Source organism: Desulfovibrio sp. JC010 (assembly GCF_010470675.1).
Taxonomy (GTDB): Bacteria; Desulfobacterota; Desulfovibrionia; order Desulfovibrionales; family Desulfovibrionaceae; genus Maridesulfovibrio.
The window spans coordinates 170234-192182 of the sequence record NZ_VOIQ01000011.1 but is presented as its reverse complement, the minus strand read 5'-3'; the positions used below and the strand labels follow the sequence as shown (position 1 = coordinate 192182).

General features: G+C 47.0%; 17 protein-coding genes and 2 pseudogenes. 4 read left to right on the top strand and 15 right to left on the bottom strand.

What is annotated here, in order from left to right; translation table 11 throughout:
* Nucleotides 1–106, top strand: a pseudogene (locus FMR86_RS20860) (IS110 family transposase); the annotation flags it as partial.
* A gap of 173 nt (nt 107–279) precedes the next feature.
* Here the strand turns inward: FMR86_RS20860 and FMR86_RS14105 are convergent.
* The 6 genes from FMR86_RS14105 to FMR86_RS14080 form a co-directional block, all read right to left on the bottom strand.
* Nucleotides 280–690 (bottom strand): hypothetical protein, encoded by a 411-nt coding sequence (locus FMR86_RS14105; protein ID WP_163352042.1) that lies wholly within the window; start codon nt 688–690, stop codon nt 280–282.
* 111 nt (nt 691–801) lie between these two features.
* Nucleotides 802–1938 carry a YibE/F family protein gene (locus FMR86_RS14100; RefSeq protein ID WP_163352041.1) on the bottom strand — a complete coding sequence of 379 codons (1137 nt, stop codon included), beginning with the start codon at nt 1936–1938 and terminating at the stop codon, nt 802–804.
* Between the two features lie 80 nt (nt 1939–2018).
* The gene (locus FMR86_RS14095; protein WP_163352040.1) at nt 2019–3569 is read right to left on the bottom strand and encodes an alkaline phosphatase; all 1551 of its coding nucleotides are present in this window, start codon (nt 3567–3569) and stop codon (nt 2019–2021) included.
* A gap of 526 nt (nt 3570–4095) precedes the next feature.
* On the bottom strand, nt 4096–4872 hold the full coding sequence (locus FMR86_RS14090) for an ABC transporter ATP-binding protein (RefSeq protein ID WP_163352039.1): 777 nt from the start codon (nt 4870–4872) through the stop codon (nt 4096–4098).
* 2 nt (nt 4873–4874) lie between these two features.
* Nucleotides 4875–5957 (bottom strand): iron ABC transporter permease, encoded by a 1083-nt coding sequence (locus FMR86_RS14085; RefSeq protein ID WP_163352038.1) that lies wholly within the window; start codon nt 5955–5957, stop codon nt 4875–4877.
* A 6-nt stretch (nt 5958–5963) separates the two neighbouring features.
* Nucleotides 5964–7091: an ABC transporter substrate-binding protein gene (locus FMR86_RS14080; protein ID WP_163352037.1), complete on the bottom strand. Its 1128-nt coding sequence runs from the start codon at nt 7089–7091 to the stop codon at nt 5964–5966.
* A gap of 339 nt (nt 7092–7430) precedes the next feature.
* Here FMR86_RS14080 and FMR86_RS14075 point away from each other — a divergent pair, with 339 nt between their 5' ends.
* A complete protein-coding gene (locus FMR86_RS14075; protein WP_163352036.1) occupies nt 7431–7718 on the top strand; it encodes a hypothetical protein in 288 nt (95 codons plus the stop codon).
* On the opposite strand, the pseudogene FMR86_RS14070 reads toward FMR86_RS14075, so the two are convergent.
* The 8 genes and pseudogenes from FMR86_RS14070 to FMR86_RS14035 form a co-directional block, all read right to left on the bottom strand.
* Nucleotides 7715–8767, bottom strand: a pseudogene (locus tag FMR86_RS14070) (serine hydrolase domain-containing protein). The gene FMR86_RS14075 and the pseudogene FMR86_RS14070 overlap by 4 nt on opposite strands.
* 211 nt (nt 8768–8978) lie before the next feature.
* The gene (lon, locus tag FMR86_RS14065) at nt 8979–11432 is read right to left on the bottom strand and encodes an endopeptidase La (protein ID WP_163352035.1); all 2454 of its coding nucleotides are present in this window, start codon (nt 11430–11432) and stop codon (nt 8979–8981) included.
* 254 nt (nt 11433–11686) lie between these two features.
* The gene (locus FMR86_RS14060; protein ID WP_239057246.1) at nt 11687–14155 is read right to left on the bottom strand and encodes a PAS domain-containing protein; all 2469 of its coding nucleotides are present in this window, start codon (nt 14153–14155) and stop codon (nt 11687–11689) included.
* 398 nt (nt 14156–14553) lie between these two features.
* Nucleotides 14554–15807 (bottom strand): ATP-dependent Clp protease ATP-binding subunit ClpX, encoded by a 1254-nt coding sequence (gene clpX, locus FMR86_RS14055; protein WP_163352033.1) that lies wholly within the window; start codon nt 15805–15807, stop codon nt 14554–14556.
* A gap of 6 nt (nt 15808–15813) precedes the next feature.
* Nucleotides 15814–16422 carry an ATP-dependent Clp endopeptidase proteolytic subunit ClpP gene (gene clpP / locus FMR86_RS14050; protein WP_163352032.1) on the bottom strand — a complete coding sequence of 203 codons (609 nt, stop codon included), beginning with the start codon at nt 16420–16422 and terminating at the stop codon, nt 15814–15816.
* A gap of 262 nt (nt 16423–16684) precedes the next feature.
* Nucleotides 16685–17992, bottom strand: a complete 1308-nt coding sequence (gene tig / locus FMR86_RS14045; RefSeq protein ID WP_163352031.1) for a trigger factor — start codon at nt 17990–17992, stop codon at nt 16685–16687.
* Between the two features lie 305 nt (nt 17993–18297).
* Nucleotides 18298–18612, bottom strand: coding sequence for a tetratricopeptide repeat protein (locus tag FMR86_RS14040; RefSeq protein WP_163352030.1), 315 nt, complete (start codon nt 18610–18612; stop codon nt 18298–18300).
* 179 nt (nt 18613–18791) lie between these two features.
* Entirely contained in the window at nt 18792–19781 is a 990-nt protein-coding gene (locus FMR86_RS14035) for an arsenic resistance protein (protein ID WP_163352029.1), read from the bottom strand.
* Nucleotides 19782–19914: 133 nt separating this feature from the next.
* Here FMR86_RS14035 and FMR86_RS14030 point away from each other — a divergent pair, with 133 nt between their 5' ends.
* Nucleotides 19915–20586, top strand: a complete 672-nt coding sequence (locus tag FMR86_RS14030) for a Crp/Fnr family transcriptional regulator (RefSeq protein WP_163352028.1) — start codon at nt 19915–19917, stop codon at nt 20584–20586.
* A gap of 70 nt (nt 20587–20656) precedes the next feature.
* The gene (locus FMR86_RS14025) at nt 20657–21442 is read left to right on the top strand and encodes an AraC family transcriptional regulator (RefSeq protein ID WP_163352027.1); all 786 of its coding nucleotides are present in this window, start codon (nt 20657–20659) and stop codon (nt 21440–21442) included.
* Here the strand turns inward: FMR86_RS14025 and FMR86_RS14020 are convergent.
* Nucleotides 21439–21846, bottom strand: a complete 408-nt coding sequence (locus tag FMR86_RS14020; protein ID WP_163352026.1) for a hypothetical protein — start codon at nt 21844–21846, stop codon at nt 21439–21441. The two genes, FMR86_RS14025 and FMR86_RS14020, sit on opposite strands and share 4 nt — an antisense overlap.
* Between the last annotated feature and the right edge of the window lie 103 nt (nt 21847–21949).

Here is a 21949-nt window from a genome sequence, read left to right as displayed (position 1 = left end):
TGGCAAAGCTCATAAAGTTGCGATGGTCGCATCAATGAGAAAGTTACTTGGCATTTTGAATGCCCTAATTGCTAACGACCAATATTGGTCTGAGCAGCCTGCGTAGCTTGACTTTTGCCACCGTTGCTCCGGCGGCTTAAACCCTTTTTGAAAAAAGGGTTTAAGAATCCCAAAAACTTTTAATAAGCTTCGCATATAGCTTTAAAAATTGTACCACTTAAAAAGGCCCGCAATATCTCATGATATTGCGGGCCTTTTAGATTCTTTGAAAGCTTGAGATCAGTTACCGAGCGAGTTTTTTAAACAATCTTTATTCCATGTCCAGTGATTACACCTATTCGAATATTTACGACAATAATTAAAGATATTAGCCTGAACAAAACTATTTTTAGGAAATTTTGACTGATAATAACTATCCGCATTATATCTGCTTTCCCAGATGTCATATCCCACAGATAAGGCATTCTGCACCTCCAACTGGCACAGCCATTCGTAAACTCCGGAAGAGCCCGCACCGCCCATAGCTTTAATCTTTGCAGCCTGAACATCATTAGGCATTGCGTTTTGAAGATAACTGTCAACATAGTTTTTCAAAGCTTGTCCGGAAGGATCGACATTGCCGGCAAAAACCTGAGGCGCGCATATGACACTAATCAAAAACATAGTAGCAACTACAGCAAATTTTCTCATACGGTTCTCCAAAATTTAATCATCTTCAACCAGTAAACAGCTCAGCAGGCTACAAGTCAAAACATATCCCCGTGAAAAACGTGAAAAAAAGAATTTACAGCATTATTTAAGCTAGTTGTCGCGCGCCCTGTCCTTAGCTTTTTCAACTCCGCATAGAATAAACCCCGCCAGAATCGCCGTAATCGGCGCAACCAGAACCAGCCCGACACTACCGACCAGTGTGCGGAAAATCTCAGCTGCCACCAGCTTGAAATTAAGCATGCGGGTAAACGATGTTTCCTTGGTTACAAAAACCATTAACATGGTCAGATAGCCCCCGGAATATGCCAGCAGCAATGTTGTAGTCATGGTTCCTGTAACCATGCGACCTACATTGAAACCGGAAGCAATCAGTTCATTGCGTGTGATGTCCGGCTTCTTGTCCAGAACTTCGTTCATGGAAGCGGCAACGTCCATAGCAATATCCATGGCTGCACCGGACGCACCGAGAATGACTGAAGCATAAAAAATATCGAGCAGGTCAAGTGTATAGTGCCCGGAAAAAACAAGCATGGTGGCAAAAGGCGCGGTCATACCCGCCAGCTTGAGTTTTTCCCCGAAGAAAAGGGTTAGGGTCAAAGCCAGCAGCAAACCGCAGAGAGTCCCCATTGTAGCGACAACTGTCACCCTCGAAAATCCGGCCACACAGGTAATGATAACCACAGTGAGCAAGGTAAGAGTGATCACGGTCAGCAGGATGGGGTTTCCACCGCTGAGCAAGCCCGGAATAAAAAATTTCCAGATAATATAAAAACTGGTGATGAAGCTGAATAAAGCCTTCAGTCCGATGGAACGGGCATAGATCAGCAGGAGAATTATGAACAAGCCGAACAGGGCAAGCTCCCAGCCCTGACGGTACTGGTTAACAGCGCGGGCTTCCACGGGCTTGCCGTCTATGATGCGCACCGCCATGAGAATGGTATCGCCGGGATGGAACAACTCATCCATTTCCGGCTGTCCGCTCAACTGGTTAACCCCGGTCACGCTCAGCCCTTTAGCCTCCCCTTCCTGTAAAATAGCGGTAACGTGCTGCCCTCCGATACGGGCGGTACCCATTTCCACCAGAGCTTCGTTATTTACTGCGGTAACGGTCGCCCGCAACTCATACAGCCCCGCCTTGGTGTCCGTACCGGAATTCTCATATTGCAGCAGACCGATAATCCCAGCGATCATCAGGATAAAAAACAGCGGTGATGCAAACCTTTTCATGGCTACCCCTCAATATAGGAAAAGGCCCCTGCTTGTGCAGGGACCTTTAAATCATAGTCTAAACCAATTAGCCGTAACAACTATTTGTTGTAGGGAATCTTGGAGTATTTTGTCTGAGGACCGAAGGTATCACCCAGCAGAGCCTTTGAATCGACATGCTTGATGCCGGAAAGCTTAACTTCCATAACTTCAGCCATACGGTTGGGGATATCGGTGTTATCGATGAACCCGGTGAATCTTTCAGCACCCACACCGATGGAAGTTGCGGGAATAAAAGTTCCGGTATGCACAAATGAAGTCCAGGAAACACGCGCTCTCTGGGAAAGAAGATCGGTTACAGCAACCATGGTCGGGGTGTAGGAATAACCGTAGAGTTCTTTTTCACCCTTGGGCAGGCTCTGGTTTTTGTCCTGAGCATCCATGGCCTTGGCGAGAATCTTGTCTTCAGATGCAGTGCGGTCGGTCAGACCCCACTGTTTTTCAACATAGGCGATGAAAGCAGCGTGACGTTTTTTCAGGTCAGACTCTTTCTTAGCCAGCTTGTTGTAGTATTTATTCAGATTATCTTCAGCGGAAACACGGACTTTTTCCAGACATTTGAGGTTCAGAAAGTAACCTTTGGAGTCCATGGAGATACCAAGGCCGACACCGCCGGTTTCGTGGTCGGCAGCGGTAACGATCAGGGTTTCTTCAGGGTGTTTTTTGTAGAATTCATAAGCAGCAGCAACAGCTTCGTCCATGGCAATGGTGTCCAGAATGGTGGAAGCCGGATCATGGGCGTGTGCTGCGTGGTCAATACGTCCGCCTTCGACCATCAGAAAGAAAGGCTTCTGCTGAGCGTCCAGAGTCTGGATAGCTTTCTCAGTCAGCTCAACGAGAGAAGGCAGCTTGTTTTCGGTGAGTTTGCTGTTGCGACGCTCAACTTCGTAAGGAAGATGGCTGTAGGTCAAAGCTGCGAAAACTTTTTCGCCTTTCTTAGGCTTGTAAGCACGGAAAGCATCGCGGGTGGAATCACCTACGAAAGTTTTGTAGCCCTGATCTGCAAACATCTTTACAACATCTTTGTCGTCCTTACGCTTGGACTTGAGGCCCTGTGCGTTGTCTTTGGCCACGAAATGACGGTAGCCGCCGCCAGCAAAGAAATCAAAGCCGGAATCAGACTGATCAACAGCAATGGCGTTAGCAGCGTTACGGTCGGGGTTATGAGCGGAGAAAGAAGCCGGAGTAGCGTGGGTCAGACGGGTGGAGGTAACGATACCTACGGCGTACCCTTTTTCCTGAGCAGCTTCGGCAATGGACTTAACGTCAGTTCCGTCGGGCAACTTGCCGAGGTAACCGTTGGTAGTCTTGTAACCGCAAGCCAGCGCAGTTCCACCTGCTGCGGAGTCAGTAATCAGAGTGTTATCAGAATAGGTAGTAACAAGCGCGGCATTGGGAAAAGTATTCATAACCAGCTTGGCTTCAGCGTCATTCTTTTCCTGTTTGTTGTACAGCTCGGCAGCCATACGCTGGGTGGGGCCAAGACCGTCACCGATGAAATAAAATACATACTTGGGAGCAGCAAAAGCAGTAGCCGCAACCATTGCCAGACAGATCGCCAACACCACCGGACGAACAATCCTTTTTAACATAATCACATTCCTTCCGTTTTAAGTTATGCGCATGCCGGAACACACCCCCGACATGAAGCCTTGATGCTTATTTTATGCATTTACGGCATCACTCCAAACCGTACTTGCATAAAATGTTCGCAATCCAACATTACGTTCAGTTAATGGTATGATTGAGGGAGGATCAACCCGCATTTGATTATATCCTCCCGCTCCAAACGGAGACCTTCCAAAAACCTTGGCAATAAACATGAATTCCTGCTTTTCGCAAAAATTTAGTTCACCTTAGAACGATTGGAAACTATGTCAATGGGGGTTTTGAGAGAGAATAACGAGAACACATCGTAACACAATTGTAACATTCTAGAATTGCGCTTATTTTTTGGATTAAACCAAAATGAAATTATTATAAAAATACAATAATCCTTATCGCATAAAAAAGAACAATTTAGCCTAAATTGAAAACAATTGATCTTTTGACCGACAAATTTAACCAAAAACGAAAGAAAAAGATTTCGAATTTGAAAACTTAATTAATAACATTCTCTTATGAAGAGCAAACATGCCGAGGCAAAACCATTCTGGTGGATTCTACTTCACGCACCCTGCAAACATCCTCATAAATCTCATCAAGTATGCTGTCGCAAAAGATTTCAGAGGGGTTGCCTTTGGTCACAAACCGCTGCTTGCCGAGCACCACAACACTGTCGCAAAACCATAGCACATGGTTAGGGTCATGGGTACAGGCAACTATAGTTGTTCCGCTGTCGGCAATCTGCCTGAGTATATTCAACACTTTTAACTGGTTGCTGAAATCCAAAGCAGATGTAGGTTCATCGAGAAACAGCAGCGGAGTTTCCTGCGCCACTGCCCGCGCAATAAGCACCAACTGACGCTGACCGCCGCTTAGCCGGTTATACGGTTCGTCAGCAAGATCACTTACCTCGATTAATTCCATGGCTTCATGCGCCTTGCGTTTATGAAAATCCGATACACCGAAAAAACCGGAAATATGGGGAGTGCGGCCCATGAGCACCACATCCTTGACCAGGTATGGAAACGGCGGTTTATGCTCCTGCGGCACATACGAGACCATCTTGGCCATGGAACGTATGGACTCACCGGCAACATCACGACCATTCATATAAATATTACCGGAGCTGTTTTTTAAAAACCTGAGACAGCATTTGAAAAGAGTGGTCTTTCCGCATCCGTTGGGGCCGAACAGCCCGCAGATTTCACCCTTTGACACACTGAAACTGATGTCCTCAAGCACCCTGAAGCCGTTGCTGTATTCAAAAGACAGGTTATCAACTTTCAGCATGGTCATCCTCCGAAAGCGGATTTGCCTTTACTCCGCAACAGGTAAATAAGATATGGTGCTCCAAGTATTGAAGCGATTATTCCCACCGGAATTTCCGATGTAGTCAGGTTACGGGCCAGAGTATCACACAGGACCAGATACATACTGCCCATGATCGCAGCCGCAGGAAGCATGAATCGGTGATCCGGGCCGATAATCATCCGTGCAGCATGGGGCATCATCAGACCGACCCAGGCGATAATCCCGACCACGGAAACAGAAAGCGCAGTCATCAGGGTGGCCAGCAGAATGAATACTGACTTATAAAATTCGGGATTAATACCCAATGTTCGGGCTTCTTCATCACCCATGGAAATGATGTTCAGCTTCCAGCTCATGGTAAGCAGCAAAAAACTTATACCCAGAACCAACGGCAGCACCAGCTCTACATCCTTCCATACCGCATAATAAAAACCGCCCATGAGCCAGAATACGATTTCGCGCAGGGCTGCATCAGCGGCAAGATATTTGATGATCGAAAGCATGGCCGAAAACAATGCCCCGACTATCACCCCGGCCAGAATCAAAGTCACAATGGGCGTCTCTCCGCGCACACGGGCCAAGCCGTAAGCCCCGAAAACAGCCACCAGCGAAAAGATGAATGCGGAAAGTTGCAGGGAAAATAAAAATGTCGGCAGAACAATTGCCAGTGCAGCCCCGAACGCAGCCCCGGAAGATGCCCCCAGGATATACGGCTCAACCAATGGATTTTTAAAACACCCCTGAAAAACTCCACCGGAAACAGCAAGGGCCGCCCCTACCCCGGCAGCCAATAAAATACGTGGCATGCGGATATCCCAGACCACGGTATTATGCAGCTTGCTTACTGATGAAACATCACTGCCGGGCAGAAGATGGGCTGCCAGAACATTCAGCACATCACTGATATTCAAACCGAATGGGCCAACCACAGCTGAACCGGCAATTGCCAGCAGCAGACAGATAAACAACCCGCCGACAATGGCACCTTTGCGCCCTTCTTTGAAGTCGCAGACAGGGGGAGCAACCTCCCCGCTGTCTGCAACTGCTGAATACGAGCCTGTCATAACGGCTTACCAGCCTTCTTCCACGGTCCAGTCCAGCCACTGCGTGGAACGCAGCCCTTTGGCTGTGGACTCATCCACTCCATAAACATTTTTATAAAATTCCAGCACCCATTCGCTGATCTTTATATCCTTGAACAAATCAGGATGGCAGGCTTTTGCCATGATCATTATTTCAATAGGGTACTCAATGCGTTTGGCGCAATTGCAGGGTGTCCACGGCAAAGCCACTACCCTGCGGTTTTTCACAGCCTTCAACCCCGAAAGCCGGGTGTAGTATGGAGCGGTGTAAAGCTCTTTGGGAGGATGGTAGCCCCACGCCGTGGGCAGAACGATAACATCAGGGTCCATGGAGAAGACCTGTTCAGTATTCACCACAGAAAAGCTTCCACCGCCGGTATAGGCATTCCGGGCTTTGACTATGTTCTCCAGAAAATATGATTCAATGGTGTCTTTGCCGTGAGTGGTACCGGCCCCGCCTTCACCACGTGCTTTGGGACTGAGTCCGAACAGCAGTACACTCGGCCTCTGCTCTTCAGATACCGCCGCAGTCCGTTTGCGAACCATCTTCACTATACTTTCCAGATACTCGGCCAGCTCTTGCGCTTTTTTCTCTTTACCGAAAACTTCACCCACAACCCGGATTTCATCACTGATATTTTTAATATCGGGAGAACAGAATGCCGGGGGACCATTTAGCACTACCAGCGGAATTCCGAGTGCTTCGATCATCTGAATATGCCGTTTAAGAGCTTCACTTTTGCTCTTGGAAGACTTGGCATAACAGGAACCGACCCGCAGAAAGACCAAATCCGGCTGTAGTTTAGCCAATTCTTCAAAATTTATGGTCTTCCCATAGGTGGACATATAAGGAATTTCACGCAGCCACGGATTTAAAAAGCTGACCGGGTTGGTGCCGTTCATATAGGTGTATTCTTCACCGGAAACCGTGGGATAAAAATATTTGAAAATCTTGACAGGACAATGCGAACCAAGAGCGACAATACGATCCTGTACCCCAAGAACCGTCATAACTCCGGCACTGAATCCATCATCAAGTGTCACTACCCGCTGCGGGGAATCAGGAATTTCAACCATCTTGCCGCGCATGTCCGTAACTCTTTTGGTTCCGGCCATACTTTGGGTGCTCAGAACCAAGACAGCAATCGCGCTCAAGATAAACGCCCCACTCAACTTAGCCACAATTCTAATTTTATCCACACTCACAACTAACAACCTCGCATTTCATTCTCAATTGGTTTTATGAATCTCAAATATGTAACACTGCTAGCTTTTGTGGATTTATGTGTCAATCAGTTTTGAATAATCGATTATTTTTCCCAGCTACTGCAAAAACATATGATTTGATCTTTAAACATCCACCTGAATTATTGAAACTAGATAAAAATGGCCCGTATCTTGTAAATTCATACAACGAGGGGATAAAATTTCCGCACATAAACGGGAAGGTGGAAAATGTGGAAATCAATCGTCATAACTACCGCACTGTTATTTTTTGGGGTAACAAATGCGCATGCCGGAGATTTCGGCTACAAGGCAGATAAAAAAAACGAAAAACACACAATTGTTGCCGCAGAAAAAGAAATGTCTTTCAGCGACATTTTAAACGGGCTGGACATAAGTGAAAATATTTCTACAAACCTTGTCTTCGGACTTGAAGACAACTATCGAAACAACCTTGAAGGCCGCGATGATCCATCCCAAACCATGGGGCTAGGTCTGGGATTCAGCTTCAGCTTTTAATGATTACTGAACAGGGCAGATTTCGCAATAATCCGCCAGAAGACGGATTCCGCCGTTGCCTTACGCCCACCCCCGCTATTCTGACCGTTGGTCAGGATAACTATTAAGTATCCCTTGTACCTGTAGGCTACAGCGGTATAAATCCCGGCAAAATTGCCATTGTGCCCCACTGCGCTGCGTTTATTCATCACACCGAGACCGTACGAAATACCGTCATATGTAACCGGAAGGAACTCCATCTGCTCCTTAAGCAATTCATCAGAAATCCCGAATCCGTTTAAATACGCTTTGATCCAAACCAGAACATCCGCAGCGGTAGAAACGCCGTTTCCGGAACACCATGCCCATGAAGGATTAATCTTCAAACTCAAATCCTTAATCTTTCCGGTCTGGGGATTAAAATCATGCCCTCTGGCATAAGGCTCGGAAATATGGGCACTCTTTACCGGAAAGGAAGTATTCTTCAATTTCAAGGGCTTCAAAATCCGTTCAAAAACCTAATTTTCAAAACTATCCCCGGTCACTTTCTGAATAACCAGCCCCAACAAGACATAATTGGAATTATTATATTCAAACTTCCTACCGGAATCATGCAGCCCCCAAATACCGAATTTCAATAAATGCTCAGGGCTCCAGTGCATCCACGGTCTTTCCCGAAACAGCTTCAAGAATTCTTTATCCTCGGTAAAATTCCCCAGATTGCTCCTCATCTGAAGCAAGTGACGAATTGTAATCCGGCTGTCTTCTGGAAACACCTCCGGTAATATCTTATGTACTTCGCTATCGAGTCCGATCTTTCCTTCCTGAACAAGCATAAGGGTAAGTGAAGAAACATACGTTTTGGTAATGCTGCCAATGCGAAACTTCAAATTATGGTTCATGGGTTTATGACTGCCGACCCTGCGGACCCCGGCCTTGTATGTCCAGACCATGCCCTCCGGTGTCTCTACAACCATCACCGCTCCGGGAATATTTAACTCAGCTATGGACTCATGCAGGATTTTATTAAGATCATTATGCCCTGAAGCATCGGAACAGATATAAATCATCAATATAAAAAGAACGACGAAAAGAAACGTCAGCCCCTGCCGTATCCTGTGCGCAAATATCTGCTCCTCATATATTCGATAACGACTCCCCATACTTAACCATAACACAAACCCGCTCCGGTATGTAACCGGGCTGTTCAATAATCATACAAATAAAAAAGGATGCCCCGAAACGGGACATCCTTTTAGTATTTCTAATTTACTTGCCTGCTTAATGCGGCTGAGCCTGATATTCTTCCTTGATCAGGTTAAGCGCAATAGGAGTGGCGCTGTCACGGCCGCGGAACAACTCTTCTGCAGTAAGGTTGTCCAAAGCACAGCTGAGAACTTCGTCCATGCTTTCCACCGGGATAATTTCAAGATCCTTAAGGATTGCATCGGGCACATCCTTGAGGTCCTTCTTGTTGTCGATGGGAATAAGCACAGTCTTGGAAAGCCCCCTGTGTGCGGCCAGCAGCTTTTCACGAAGTCCGCCGATAGGCAGAACCCGCCCGCGCAGGGTGATTTCCCCGGTCATGGCCAGATCATGGCGCACCGGGACATTCAGGAAGGCGGAAGCGATTGCGGTACACAGAGTGATCCCGGCAGAAGGTCCGTCCTTGGGAGTGGCACCTTCAGGCACATGCACATGGATATCGATCTTCTCATGAAAATCCGCTTTCAACCCGAACAGATCGGAACGGGAACGGATGTACGAGAGTGCGGCCTGTGCGGACTCCTGCATGACATCACCGAGCTTGCCGGTAATAACCACCTTGCCCTTACCTGGCATGAGCACAACTTCCACCATGAGCATTTCCCCGCCCACCTGAGTATAGGCAAGTCCGGTGGCAACACCCACAAGTGATTTATCTTCACTGGCACCGAAGCGGAATTTATGCACACCGAGAATCTTACTCAGGTTTGCAGTAGTCACGTGTACATTCTTTTCCTTGTCACCTGATTCCACGATCTGCATAGCGGTCTTTCTACAGACCTTAGCCAATTCGCGCTCAAGGTTACGAACCCCGGCTTCGCGGGTGTAGGTGCGGATAATGTCGGTCATGGCGTTATCGGAAATGGCGAGATTGCCGTCCTTGAGGCCATGTTCACCAACCTGCTTGGGCAGCAGAAAATCCTTGGCAATATGCATCTTTTCAGTTTCAAGGTAGCCGGGCAGCTTGATAATCTCCATTCTGTCCTGCAGGGGCAGCGGAATGGAATGCAGATCATTTGCAGTGGTAATGAAAAAGACCTTGGAAAGATCGTAATCAAGATCAAGATAATGATCATTGAAGGTACCGTTCTGCTCCGGATCAAGTACTTCAAGGAGAGCCGCAGAAGGATCACCCCTGAAGTCGGTGCTCATCTTATCCACCTCATCAAGACAGATGACCGGGTTGCTGTATTCGCAACGCCTCATAGACTGGATAATCTTACCGGGAAGTGCGCCAACGTAAGTACGCCTGTGCCCTCTGATTTCAGCCTCATCACGAACGCCGCCCAGAGAAAGGCGCACGAATTCACGCCCCATGGCCCGGGCAATGGAGCGGGCGATGGAGGTTTTACCTACGCCGGGAGGGCCGGCAAAACAGAGAATGGGGCCTTTAATGGTATCAACCAGAGCCTGCACAGCCATGTACTCAAGGATACGCTCCTTGGGCTTTTCAAGTCCATAATGATCTTCATCCAGAATTTTGCGGGCTTCAGCTATATCAAGCTTGGTCTTTTTGTATTTATTCCATGGAAGCTCCATAACCCAGTCCACATAGTTGCGGACAACGGTGTATTCAGCGGAGGAAGGAGCCATCTGGCGCAGCTTCTTGATCTCCTTGCGTACACGTTCGCGGGATTCTTCTTCCATGTTCTTTTCATTGAGCTGCTCTTCAAGTTCATGGGCTTCAGCCTGAGGATCATCCTCGCGACCCATTTCCTTGTTAATGGCCTTGAGCTGCTCATTGAGATAATATTCACGCTGGTTCTTTTCCATCTGTCCTTTGACACGGTTCTTAACCCGCTTTTCAATAGACACGATTTCAATTTCACCAAGCAGAAGCTCATAAACCGCTTCCAGCCTTTCAATGGGATCAACCATTTCAAGAATCGACTGCTTCTTAAGAAATTCCACCTTAAGATGGGGCATGATTGAATCGGCCAGTTTACCGGCCTCACGAATGGTGGAAACAGCCAGAATGGTCTCCGGGGCGATCTTCTTGTTCACCTTGCCGAATTTTTCAAGAGCTTCGTGAACGGAACGCACCAATGCTTCAGTGGTGTGTTCTTCAGCAGGCAGGTCATCCACCCGGTCGAGAGTTACCAGCGGGAAATTCTCACCGAAAACAACATCATCTGATTCAGGATTCCAGCACGCACGGTACATGCCCTCAAACAACACCTTGATAGTGCCGTCAGGGAGCCTGAGCATCTGCAGGATTTTGCTGACAGTACCCACCCGGAAAAGGTCTTCCGGTTCGGGCTTTTCTTTTTCGGGAAATTCCTGAGTGACGAGAAAAATCTTTTTATCGTAATCGGAAATGGCCTCTTCAATCGCTTTGATGGAAGATTCTCGGCCGACGAAGAGCGGCACTATGGAACGCGGGAACATGACAACTTCCCGCAGGGACATCATTGGCAGAATATTCTGTTCAGTGGATGGATTGCCACCTTCAAATGTTGTGGACGACATTTATCCTCCTGCTTTTAACCCGGAAACATCTTTAAACCAAAAGAGAACAAACACTCCGTCCGTTCACAGGCTCAGTCACCAAATCAGGTAAAAAAGTTATGTTGAAATGTCAGTTAAATTAATAACACGACGATTAATTTTTAAAAAGTGCGGTCATCATTAAATTAAATGATAACCCCATAGAAAGATGAAATAATACCTGCATCTGTTTTGTCAAACCGGAAACGCTTATTAATTGCATTATACGCAAAAAATCAGGCTGAACCACTTCTCTCTACAGGCAAAGAAATAACAAACTTTGTCCAATTTCCCGGCGAAGAATAGACTTCCATTTTTCCTTTATGCAGATCGGTTATGATAAAATACGAAATCGCCAGCCCCAGTCCGGTCCCGTCTCCTACTCGTTTGGTGGTAAAAAACGGCTCAAAAATACGCTTCTGAATTTCTTTATCTATGCCCTTTCCGTTATCTTCAATTTCGACTGAAACATAATCATCATTCGAATAGGTGCGTAGTATAAACCGGGGCCTCTCGTCTGCATAATCCTTGTGGATCATAGACTGAGAACCGTTCTTCAGCAGATTCAGGAAAACCTGCTGTATTTCACTGCCCTCGCAAAAAACCTTGGAAAGATCAGCGGCATATTCACGTACAATATCGATCTTTTTAAAATCATACTTGGTGGAAAGATCATATTCGTTTCCGGCAAGATCAATAGTCTTCTCAAGCAGGGCTGAAAGGTCATAATCAGTAAAATTATCTTTGTTTTTACGGCTGAAGCTGAGCATATTGCTGACAATATTTCCCGCACGCGTAACCGCGGCAGTGATGCTGTCCAGAATCCGTGGAATATCCCTGTCTTCAAGATAACCGTGCAGGTCATCAATATTGATATTCCTGCTCTCTGCAACCCGGTAATTTTCTTTTAAATTGCCTAGAGTTCGTCTTCTGACATTCTGTGCCCCCTGAGAGATCGCTCCCAACGGGTTGTTGATCTCATGAGCCATGCCTGCCGCCAGTCCACCAACAGAAAGCATTTTTTCATTCTGGACCAGCATATCTTCCAGCCTGACACGCTCCGTAACATCTTCTATCTGGACCACAACCCCATGCTGCTCCCCTGCAAGCATGGGATAAATGCGGATGTCATCGTATGAAACATTTCCGTTCTGCTTGTGCGCAATCCGGGGATCCTTCCACACTTCACGACTCTGCAGAACTTCACCGACCTGCTCCATATAAGGTGAAAGCCTCGGGAAAACCTCTTCAACCTGTTTGCCAATGGCCTGCTCATCTGCAATTCCGGCAACTTCCGAGGCTTTCCTATTCCAGCGGGTAACCCGCCCTTCCCCATTAAGCCCCACAAGAACAAACGGCATGGAATCAATAATACTCTTCAGCTGATTGCGCAGGTGCCGGATCTCCTCAAGAGAACTTTTCAGCTCGGTAATATCGGTATGAGTACCGATCATCCGCAGAGCCTGACCGTTCTCATCCCTTTCCACGGCATTACCGCGTCCCAGAATCCAGAGCCAGCTTCCGTCTCTGTTCTGCATGCGGAATTCAACTTCAAAATTTTCTAATTCATTATCAATACATTTTTTGTTCTGGCTGTATGCGTGCTCCCGGTCTTCAACATGAATAAGGTCAGTCCATGTATCAACATGCTCAGGAAATTCATCATCGCCATATCCGAGCATGGCCTTATAGCCGGGGCTGTAATAAACTTCATCTGTCGCAATATTCCAATCCCAGACCCCGTCCTTATTTGCAGCCATGGCCAGCTCAAATCTCTCCCGGCTTTCACGGACAAGCTCCTGAGTCTTACGCAATTTAATATAAGCTGTAGATAAGGCGATTGAAAAAATAAGAAGAACAAAAATTACGAAAAAAGCCACCACAATTTCAATCTTGTGATTCCCCAACATGGAATCATTATCATTAATAACCACACAATCCACGGGTAAATACGAATCACGAACCTTAAAGTGGTTCAGAGCGTTGCGGTCGAAAACAAATTTATTGGCATCAACTCCTTCAACAACAGAAATATCACGCACCGCTTTTCCGTTCATGATATCAAGGGCAAGACGCGCTGCAATTGCACCCTGCTCGTAGTGGGAAATGACCTTCCCTCCTACCAGACCGGCTCCGAGGCCGTGCTCATAAAGATGAAATACAGGTCGTTTGCATCTTTTAAGGATACCCTGAAGAGCATCTTCAAAGGATTTGGAAAAACCAAACTTATCCCGGTAGGCGGAGAGCAGCAGAACAGCACTATCGTCAGGTAAAGCCGCCAAAGACTCCCCCAGTTCAGCCCAGCTCATTTTTTCAAGAGAAAGAACATCAAATTCCAGATCGGAAAACTCAGACTCCAAACTGCCTAAAAACTTTAAATCGCCCTTCCCGCCCGGCGTGGAGTCCACAATTGAATACACAACAGTAGTCTTGGGAAATAGATCAATAATGGAGTCAATGGTTTCCTGCATGGAAACAGACTCAATGACCCCGGTAAACTCGTCATTATCGTTCAACGATCTGGCCTTGGCCTGATTATTTACACCGCAAAAAACAACCGGTATTCCGGAAAAAAGTTCTTGTTTGTTTTCAAGGGCAAAATTCAAGGCATTATCATCTGAAGTAACGACGACCTCATACCTATCCAGCCCGTCCAACTTCAACTTAAGCAGATTTTTAAAAGCCGTAAGATTTTTTTTATTCATGAACCGCTTAGAATCCATGAACTCTACATCAAGATGTACTCCAGCCGAATCAAGCACCGACTTTAGGCCGTTAATTTGCTTAAAAAAAGTGGGAAATCCGGGGTGATAAGAACTGACAAGCAAGACCTTGCGTTCTGTTGCCATTCCCGCAGGGACAAAAGAGATCAAAAAGCATATGGCAACAAGCGTAAATACAATAATTTTCTTCATATACAGGCCAATTTAAAGCTGAATATTTCTAGGTGAATTCAGTTAATACTTCATTAATCAATTATTGCCAATCCCCTAAAATAAAAAAGCATCCCTCTAATTATATTTGCCGCCACCCCTTATAAAAAGAAAAAAACCCCCGATCCACAGCGGACCGGAGGCTTCGATAATTCACAAATGGCAAAAGACTATGCGCTTTTGACCTCATTATGGAAGAACAAAATGGGTTCCATTCCATTCTCAACCACACTCTTATTAACCACGCACTCCTTAACTCCGCTCATGGAAGGAAGTTTGTACATGATATCAAGCATGATGGATTCCAGAACATTACGCAGGCCACGGGCACCAGTCTTGCGTTCCACAGCCTTGGCTGCAATAGCTTTCATGGCATTGGCGGTGAAAGTCAGACGCACACCGTCGAGGTCGAACATCTTCTTGTACTGCTTAACCAACGCGTTCTTGGGCTCCTGAAGGATACGTACGAGATCTTCTTCAGTCAGCTCGGAAAGCGCGGTCTGAACCGGAATACGGCCTACAAATTCGGGTATAAGACCGAATTTGACCAGATCCGCCGGCTCCGCCTTGGCAAACATCTCGCTGATGCCCTTATCTGTCTTGCTCTCCACATTGGCACCGAAACCGATGCCTGAGCCGGACATGCGCTGCTGCACAATGGTATCCAGACCGATAAATGCACCGCCGAGGATGAATAGAATATTGGAGGTATCGAGCCTGATAAATTCCTGCTGCGGGTGCTTGCGTCCGCCTTTGGGAGGAATGTTTGCTTCGGTACCCTCAATGATCTTCAGCAGGGCCTGCTGCACACCTTCACCGGAAACATCACGGGTGATGGAAGGACTGTCGCCCTTGCGGGAAATCTTGTCGATCTCATCAATGTAGATGATTCCGCGGGAAGCTGCGTCAATGTCATAATCAGCGTTCTGCAGAAGCTGCACGAGAATGTTTTCCACATCCTCGCCCACGTAACCGGCTTCGGTCAGAGTGGTGGCATCCGCAATGGCAAAAGGAACTTTAAGAACCCGGGCCAGAGTCTGGGCCAGCAGGGTTTTACCGGACCCGGTAGGACCGATCAGCAGGATGTTGCTCTTATCGATTTCAACATCATCAGCACCGCTGGACTGGGTGTAAAAGACACGCTTGTAGTGATTGTGAACAGCAACAGCCAGAATCTTTTTGGGATGTTCCTGACCGATGACATATTCATCAAGCAGTTCTTTAATTTCCTGTGGGGACAAGAGCTTACCTGCATCAAACTCCTCACCGACCGCTTCCTGGGCCATGATGTCATTACAAAGCTGGACGCATTCGTCGCAGATGTAGACATCAGGTCCGGCGATCAGCCGCTGCACCTCGTCCTGAGACTTGGAACAAAAGGAGCAATGAAGGTCCTGTCCTGAACCGTTGTTTTCATTACTCATCAGGAATTAACCTTCCTTGGATTCAATATTTCCGCGATTCTCCAGCACCTTATCGATGAGGCCGTATTCAACAGCTTCAGCAGCGGACATGAAGTTATCGCGATCAGTATCTTTCTCAATCTCTTCCACTGTTCTGCCGGTATTTTCGGCCATGATAGAGTTGAGGGATTTTCTAAGTCTTAAAATTTCGCGGGCCTGAATATCAATGTCAGTGGCCTGTCCCTGTGCACCGCCCAGAGGCTGGTGAATGAGAATACGGCTGTGAGGCAGGGAGTAACGCTGCCCTTTTTCACCTGCGCTGAGCAGGAAAGCACCCATGCTGGCAGCCTGTCCCATACACAGGGTGGCAACCGGAGCTGAGATGTACTGCATTGTATCGTAAATGGCCATTCCGGCAGTTACCACACCGCCGGGGGAGTTGATGTACATATAAATTTCTTTTTCAGGATCTTCAGACTCCAGAAAAAGCAGCTGTGCGCAGATCACACTGGCTACGTGATCATTAACTTCACCGCTGAGCAGGATGATTCTATCTTTGAGAAGGCGGGAATAAATATCGTAAGCGCGTTCTGTACGCCCGGTTGTTTCAACAACAATAGGTATGGTTCCAGACATCTATATCTCCGGGGAATATTTAGAAATATTAATGAAAACTAAAAACTGACTGAAAAATAAACCCGTCCGCTGCGGAACGGATAATCACTTGAAAATCATCCTAAACATTTGAAGGCGTGAGTACAAGTACAAATCCGGCGGGTTCAACAATACACACTGTTAACCGCATATAGAATTATAAACAACCCTTTCCTGCAAAAGCAAAAAAGGCGGCGCGGTCAGAGCAACCACGCCGCCGAACATGTGCATTAAACGGTCGAGATTACTCTTCGTCCTTCTTAACGGGATCGATTTCAGTAACGTCGGCGTTTTCGTAGATGAACTCAGCCGCTTTATCAGCAAGCAGACGGTCCTTGAGAGGAACGATAAGGTTGTTCTCTTCGTAGTAGGACTTAACGGAGCTGAGATCCTGCTGGGTCTGCTGGGCGATCTGGTAGAGAGCACCTTCAACTTCCTGAGGCTGGACTTCCAGCTCTTCACGCTTTGCTACGTTGAGCAGGAAGATTTCAGTACGTACGGACTCTTCAGCCACGGGACGCTGTTCTTCACGAAGCTCTTCCATGGTTTTACCAAGAGACTCAAAGCTTCTGCCGGAACGTTCTGCGCGACCGATAACATCAGCAACCATGCGTCCCAGACGGTCTTCCATGAGGGAAGGAGGCAGCGGGAAGTCGAGTTCTTTAACGATACCGCTGATCAGCTTGGTCTGGGCAGCAGATTTGTTAAGCTGCTTGCGGTTGGCAGTGTAGGACTGCTTAACGATTTCACGCATTTTTTCAACAGACTCAAAGCCGCCTGCCTGCTTGACGATGTCGTCAGTCAGTTCAGGCATTTTGCGTTCTTTAATAGCGTGAACAGTCACCTTCATGGTAGCGGTCTTGCCTGCGAGATCAGTGTTGATGAAATCTTCAGGGAAAGTGATCTCGGTTTCACCGGACTCACCGGATTTCAGGGTCTTGACGTAATCTTCGAACTCTTCAAGGGAGTGGCCTTCACCGATGGGCAGGTCAAAGTTGTCAGCCTGCACGCCGGGAATGGGTTCACCGTCCATTTCAGCGGAGAAAGTTACGGAAGCGAGTTCACCGTCTTTGGCCGGGCGATCGTCCTCGATGGGAGCAATCTTGGCCATGGACTGCAGAAGTCTGTTTTCAACGTCCTTGAGTTCATCTTCGGAAACTTCAGCACGCTCTTCTTCAATAGAAAGACCGAGGTAGCCGGGAGTATCGAATTCAGGAACGATTTCGAACTTGATTACGTAGTTGAAGTCTTCACCGCGAACGAGTTCTTTGGCATCAACATCAATCTTGGAAACAGGTACGAAGGACTCGCCATTGAGGATTTCGTTGATCTGGTAGTTAATCAGGTCAGTGGTTGCTTCGTTAATGATCTGTTTTTTGTACTTGGACTGGATAACAGAAGCGGGAACTTTACCCTTTCTGAAACCTTTAACCGGGGTCTGAACTTTGTACAGAGCAACGGTTGCGTCCAGTGCAGCACCGACTTCTTCAGCGGGTACGGAAACTTTAATTTCTCTTTCCACCACTGATACTTCTTCAATATTAAAATCCATCTTGGCATCCTCCTGGAAAATATATCCGCCGTAAGCAAACCGCTCCGGCAGTTGTGTACTTTGGCTTTCCGTCGGTCTAAGTGAAGTCTTTCACATTATTCCAACAAAAGAACTGGGATTATTTAGGCAGTTTCCACACAAAGTCAACCCCCAGAAAGGAGTTCAATCACAAATAATGGATAATTCCCCTGTTTTAGGTGCTAAAATTAAAATGAAGCGGGTTTTCCTTCATTATATAAATAAGGCGGAACCCCGACCGGAGTTCCGCCCATAAGCAAGGAGGAGATGCGTATTATCAAAAAACTTTATGCCGCAAGTTTCAACTTCAGCTCGTCTCGCTTGGAAGCTATGCGCTCAATCAGAGCCGCCTGCCCTTTGTGGCCCGCATTGAGAAAACCTATGGCAAGATCATAGGCATAAACAGCTTCCTCCACTTTCCCGGCCATCTGCAGGACTACCGCAAGATTGTTATGCAGGGTTGCCCGGTGAATTTTCTTGGACTTGCACTGAGACATTTCAATAGCAGCCCTGAGATTGTTTTCCGCTTTTCCAAATTCGCCCTTATTGCAAGCCTGCATACCTTCCCTGTTCAAATCCCATGCTTTACCGAGTTTGCACATACTATTCTCCTGAAATATATTTAATTTTGACTTAAAAACTCTGTTTCCCTCTTCGTTAATTTGAATTTATTGAAATCGATTCTCAATGTCAACAATATTTTCAAAAAAATTAACCCCGCCTGATTCAGACGAGGTTATTTGACTTCACAGGTGCAGACACGGCACCCATTTAATCTTTATCAACCGGAACATACGAATCCTGCGGGCTTGTTCTCCCCGAAAATCCGGTCGGTAAACTTGACATACCATGCCGCTGATTGCACCTGAACGATGTAGGCCATGGCGATGACCAGCGCAGCATCAGAGCCTTGAGTCCCGAAAGCATTTATAGCGATAGCCAGCGCAATGGACAGATTACGCATAACTGATCCGTAAACCAGCGCGATGGCATCCCCACGCCCCAGAAAAGTTTTGCCGATCAGGGTGCTCAAAGTAAAATTGAAAACATAGAGAATCAGCAAGGGAACCAGAATACTCAGCAGAACTTCAGGAGCGGAAGCAATCGATTGAGCCTTGAGTGCCAGCGCGACAAATACGATCCCCAGCACCCCTAGTGTAGACATGGGCGGGAATTTAGGGCCGATGGATTTCTGAAATTCTGCCTGTCCGTATTTACCGACCAAAATCAGCTGAGTCAGAAAGCCAAGGGCCATGGGCAGAAAAACAATAAAAACAATCTGTTTGAACACGGCCATTAAATTGATTTCAATGGACGCTCCAAGCAGCATTTTCACAAAAAACGGGGTCAGCAACGATCCGGCAACCAGCCCCACTACGGTCATTTTTACCGCTGCGGACATATTTCCCTTGGCAAACCCGGTCCATGAAATGGTCATCCCGCTGGTGGGAACAAGACCGGCCAGCAACAATCCGAGAGCCATGTAAGGTTTATCGCTGAAAAAATACAAACCGAAACCATAGGCCACAAAAGGAACGATCCCGAAATTTATCAACTGAGCCAGCAGTTGGGCCTTGGTGTCACCGCCCTCAAAAACCTTCTTTAACTTCAGAGTAACCATCATGGGATAAACCATCAGGAAGGTGAACGGCACAATCATGGATTTCAGCCATGCGGGATCAGCATAAAGTCCGTATACAAACCCGGCCACCATCATCACCGGAATGGCCACAATCAAATTCTTTGTGATTTTCTGCAAAATAGTCCACATATCATTCTCCAATGCTTTTAATTTCATTTATTGCCCTACCCTGTCCTCTTGAGATAAAACTTAATCAAAACACAAAATCAGAGCATTGATCCTGATCAACAAGACTCTTTTTAGCCAAACAAAGAATATTGAAATGAATTTACAACAAGAAATCAGTGAGTTCCCCATCTTCGCCAAACTGCAGGAAGAACAGCTGGAACGCATCTCCCGGCACGGCGCAGTAAATGAAATCCCCAGAAAAGCGGTCTTCTTCAGCGAAGACAACTCCTCAAAAGGTCTGCACATCCTGCTTTCCGGCAAGGTAAAACTCTTTAAAATTTCCGATGACGGCAAAGAACAGACCATCTTTGTTTTCGGTCCCGGTGAACCTTTCTGTCTCTGCTCCGTATTTTCGGACGGAGTACTCCCGGCCAATATGAGCGCGCTGGAAGACAGCCGGGTGCTCTACATCAAACCCGCAGAATATGAAAAACTTGTTCAGGAAGACCCTACTATTTTAATGCATATGATGCGGGTCATGTCCCGGCGACTGAAAGATGCCATGGAAATGATTGATTCACTTTCGCTTAAGCAGGTGCCCTCCCGGCTGGCGGCATATTTCCTGACCCGCGAGAAAAACGGGCTGGTGGAAATGGATATTTCCTACCGGGAGCTTTCCAAAATCATCGGCATCACCCCGGAAGCCCTTTCAAGAACCATGAAGAAGATGGCTGCCGGAGGTCTTATTAATGTCGAAGGCAATGAGATAAAAATCAATGACCTTGAAGAACTGTCCCGTTGCAGTGAAGGAGGATGCCTGCGTTAAACTACACCTGCTTTTATGAGCAATTTTATACTATCGGGACCAACCGGACCATGCTAAATTTTATTTAACTATGCGTGAATTCAACTACACCAGACATAACGACCTGACCGTACTTTCGGCAAAATTCGATAAATTCGAATACCGCAAGCATTCGCACGAGGAGTACGCCATCGGGGTCACCCTGACCGGGATTCAGAAATACTGGCTGGAAGGAGAAATGCTCCAGTCCGGTCCCGGCGGAGTTATGCTTTTCCATCCGGAACAACTGCATGACGGCTGCTCCGGCGACAAAAGCGGGCTGGAATACGTTATGTCCTACATCCCCCGTCAGCTGTTTGAGGAAGTTTCCGGCCAAAAGGATGTACTCAAATTCTCATCCCCCATTATCTATGACCGCAAACTGGCTGAAAATATCGTCCGCCTGACCCGTTCCATAGAAGCCGGACACGGAGAACTGCTGGTCAGTGAACTGATCATGAGTGTTGTCAACAGCTCAGCAAACATAAATGATGAGCTGCGCACGCCCAAAAATTTCAAAGCAATCAGCCGGGCCATTGAAATAATGCACGATAATTTTGAAGCTCCGCTCAAACTGGATGAAATCTGCAAGGAAGTGCAGATGTCCAAATTTCACTTCATCCGCCAGTTCAAGGCAATTAAAGGACTTTCGCCCTACCAGTTCTTTCTGGGACGCAGGATTGAACAGGCTAAAAAATATCTGGATGAAGGCAAAGAGCTTTACGATGTAATGCTTGAATGCGGATTCTACGATCTCTCGCACTTTAACCGCCAATTTAAAAGCGTGTACGGATTAACCGCACACGCCTATATAAAACTTCTCCGCAAATCCGGCTAATCCCCTATATCAAAATCACCGCCACTGTCGAAATCACCGCCGGAATCAAAATCAGTATCAGCATCTGTTGAATCCATTTGATTATCGTCGTCCATGCCGTGCATGGCAGCCATATTATGCATATGGGCCATCCCCATTCCCATCATCATGCCCTCGTCTTCCTGAGAGCGGATATATGCGGCCCTGCGCTTGCCCAGACGATACACCTTACGCATGGCAAACCAGATTACCAGTCCGATAAAACTTAAGCCTCCACCCATGACAAACATGGCCAGCGTGTCATCGGCTTTTATGTCCGGCTCCATGAATCCGGCCAGCAACAGCAAAGCTCCCGTAAAAAAGAACCCCGCCCCCAGAATAAAAAGAATAAATACCCTGATCCTGACTCCCCAACTGACTGCCATACGCACTCCCCTGCTGAAGATTATTTGACCCTGCTTAAAGGGTAACACAATCGGGCGTCTGCATCACGCTTTTCAGACAATAAAAAACCGCCCATTGAAACAA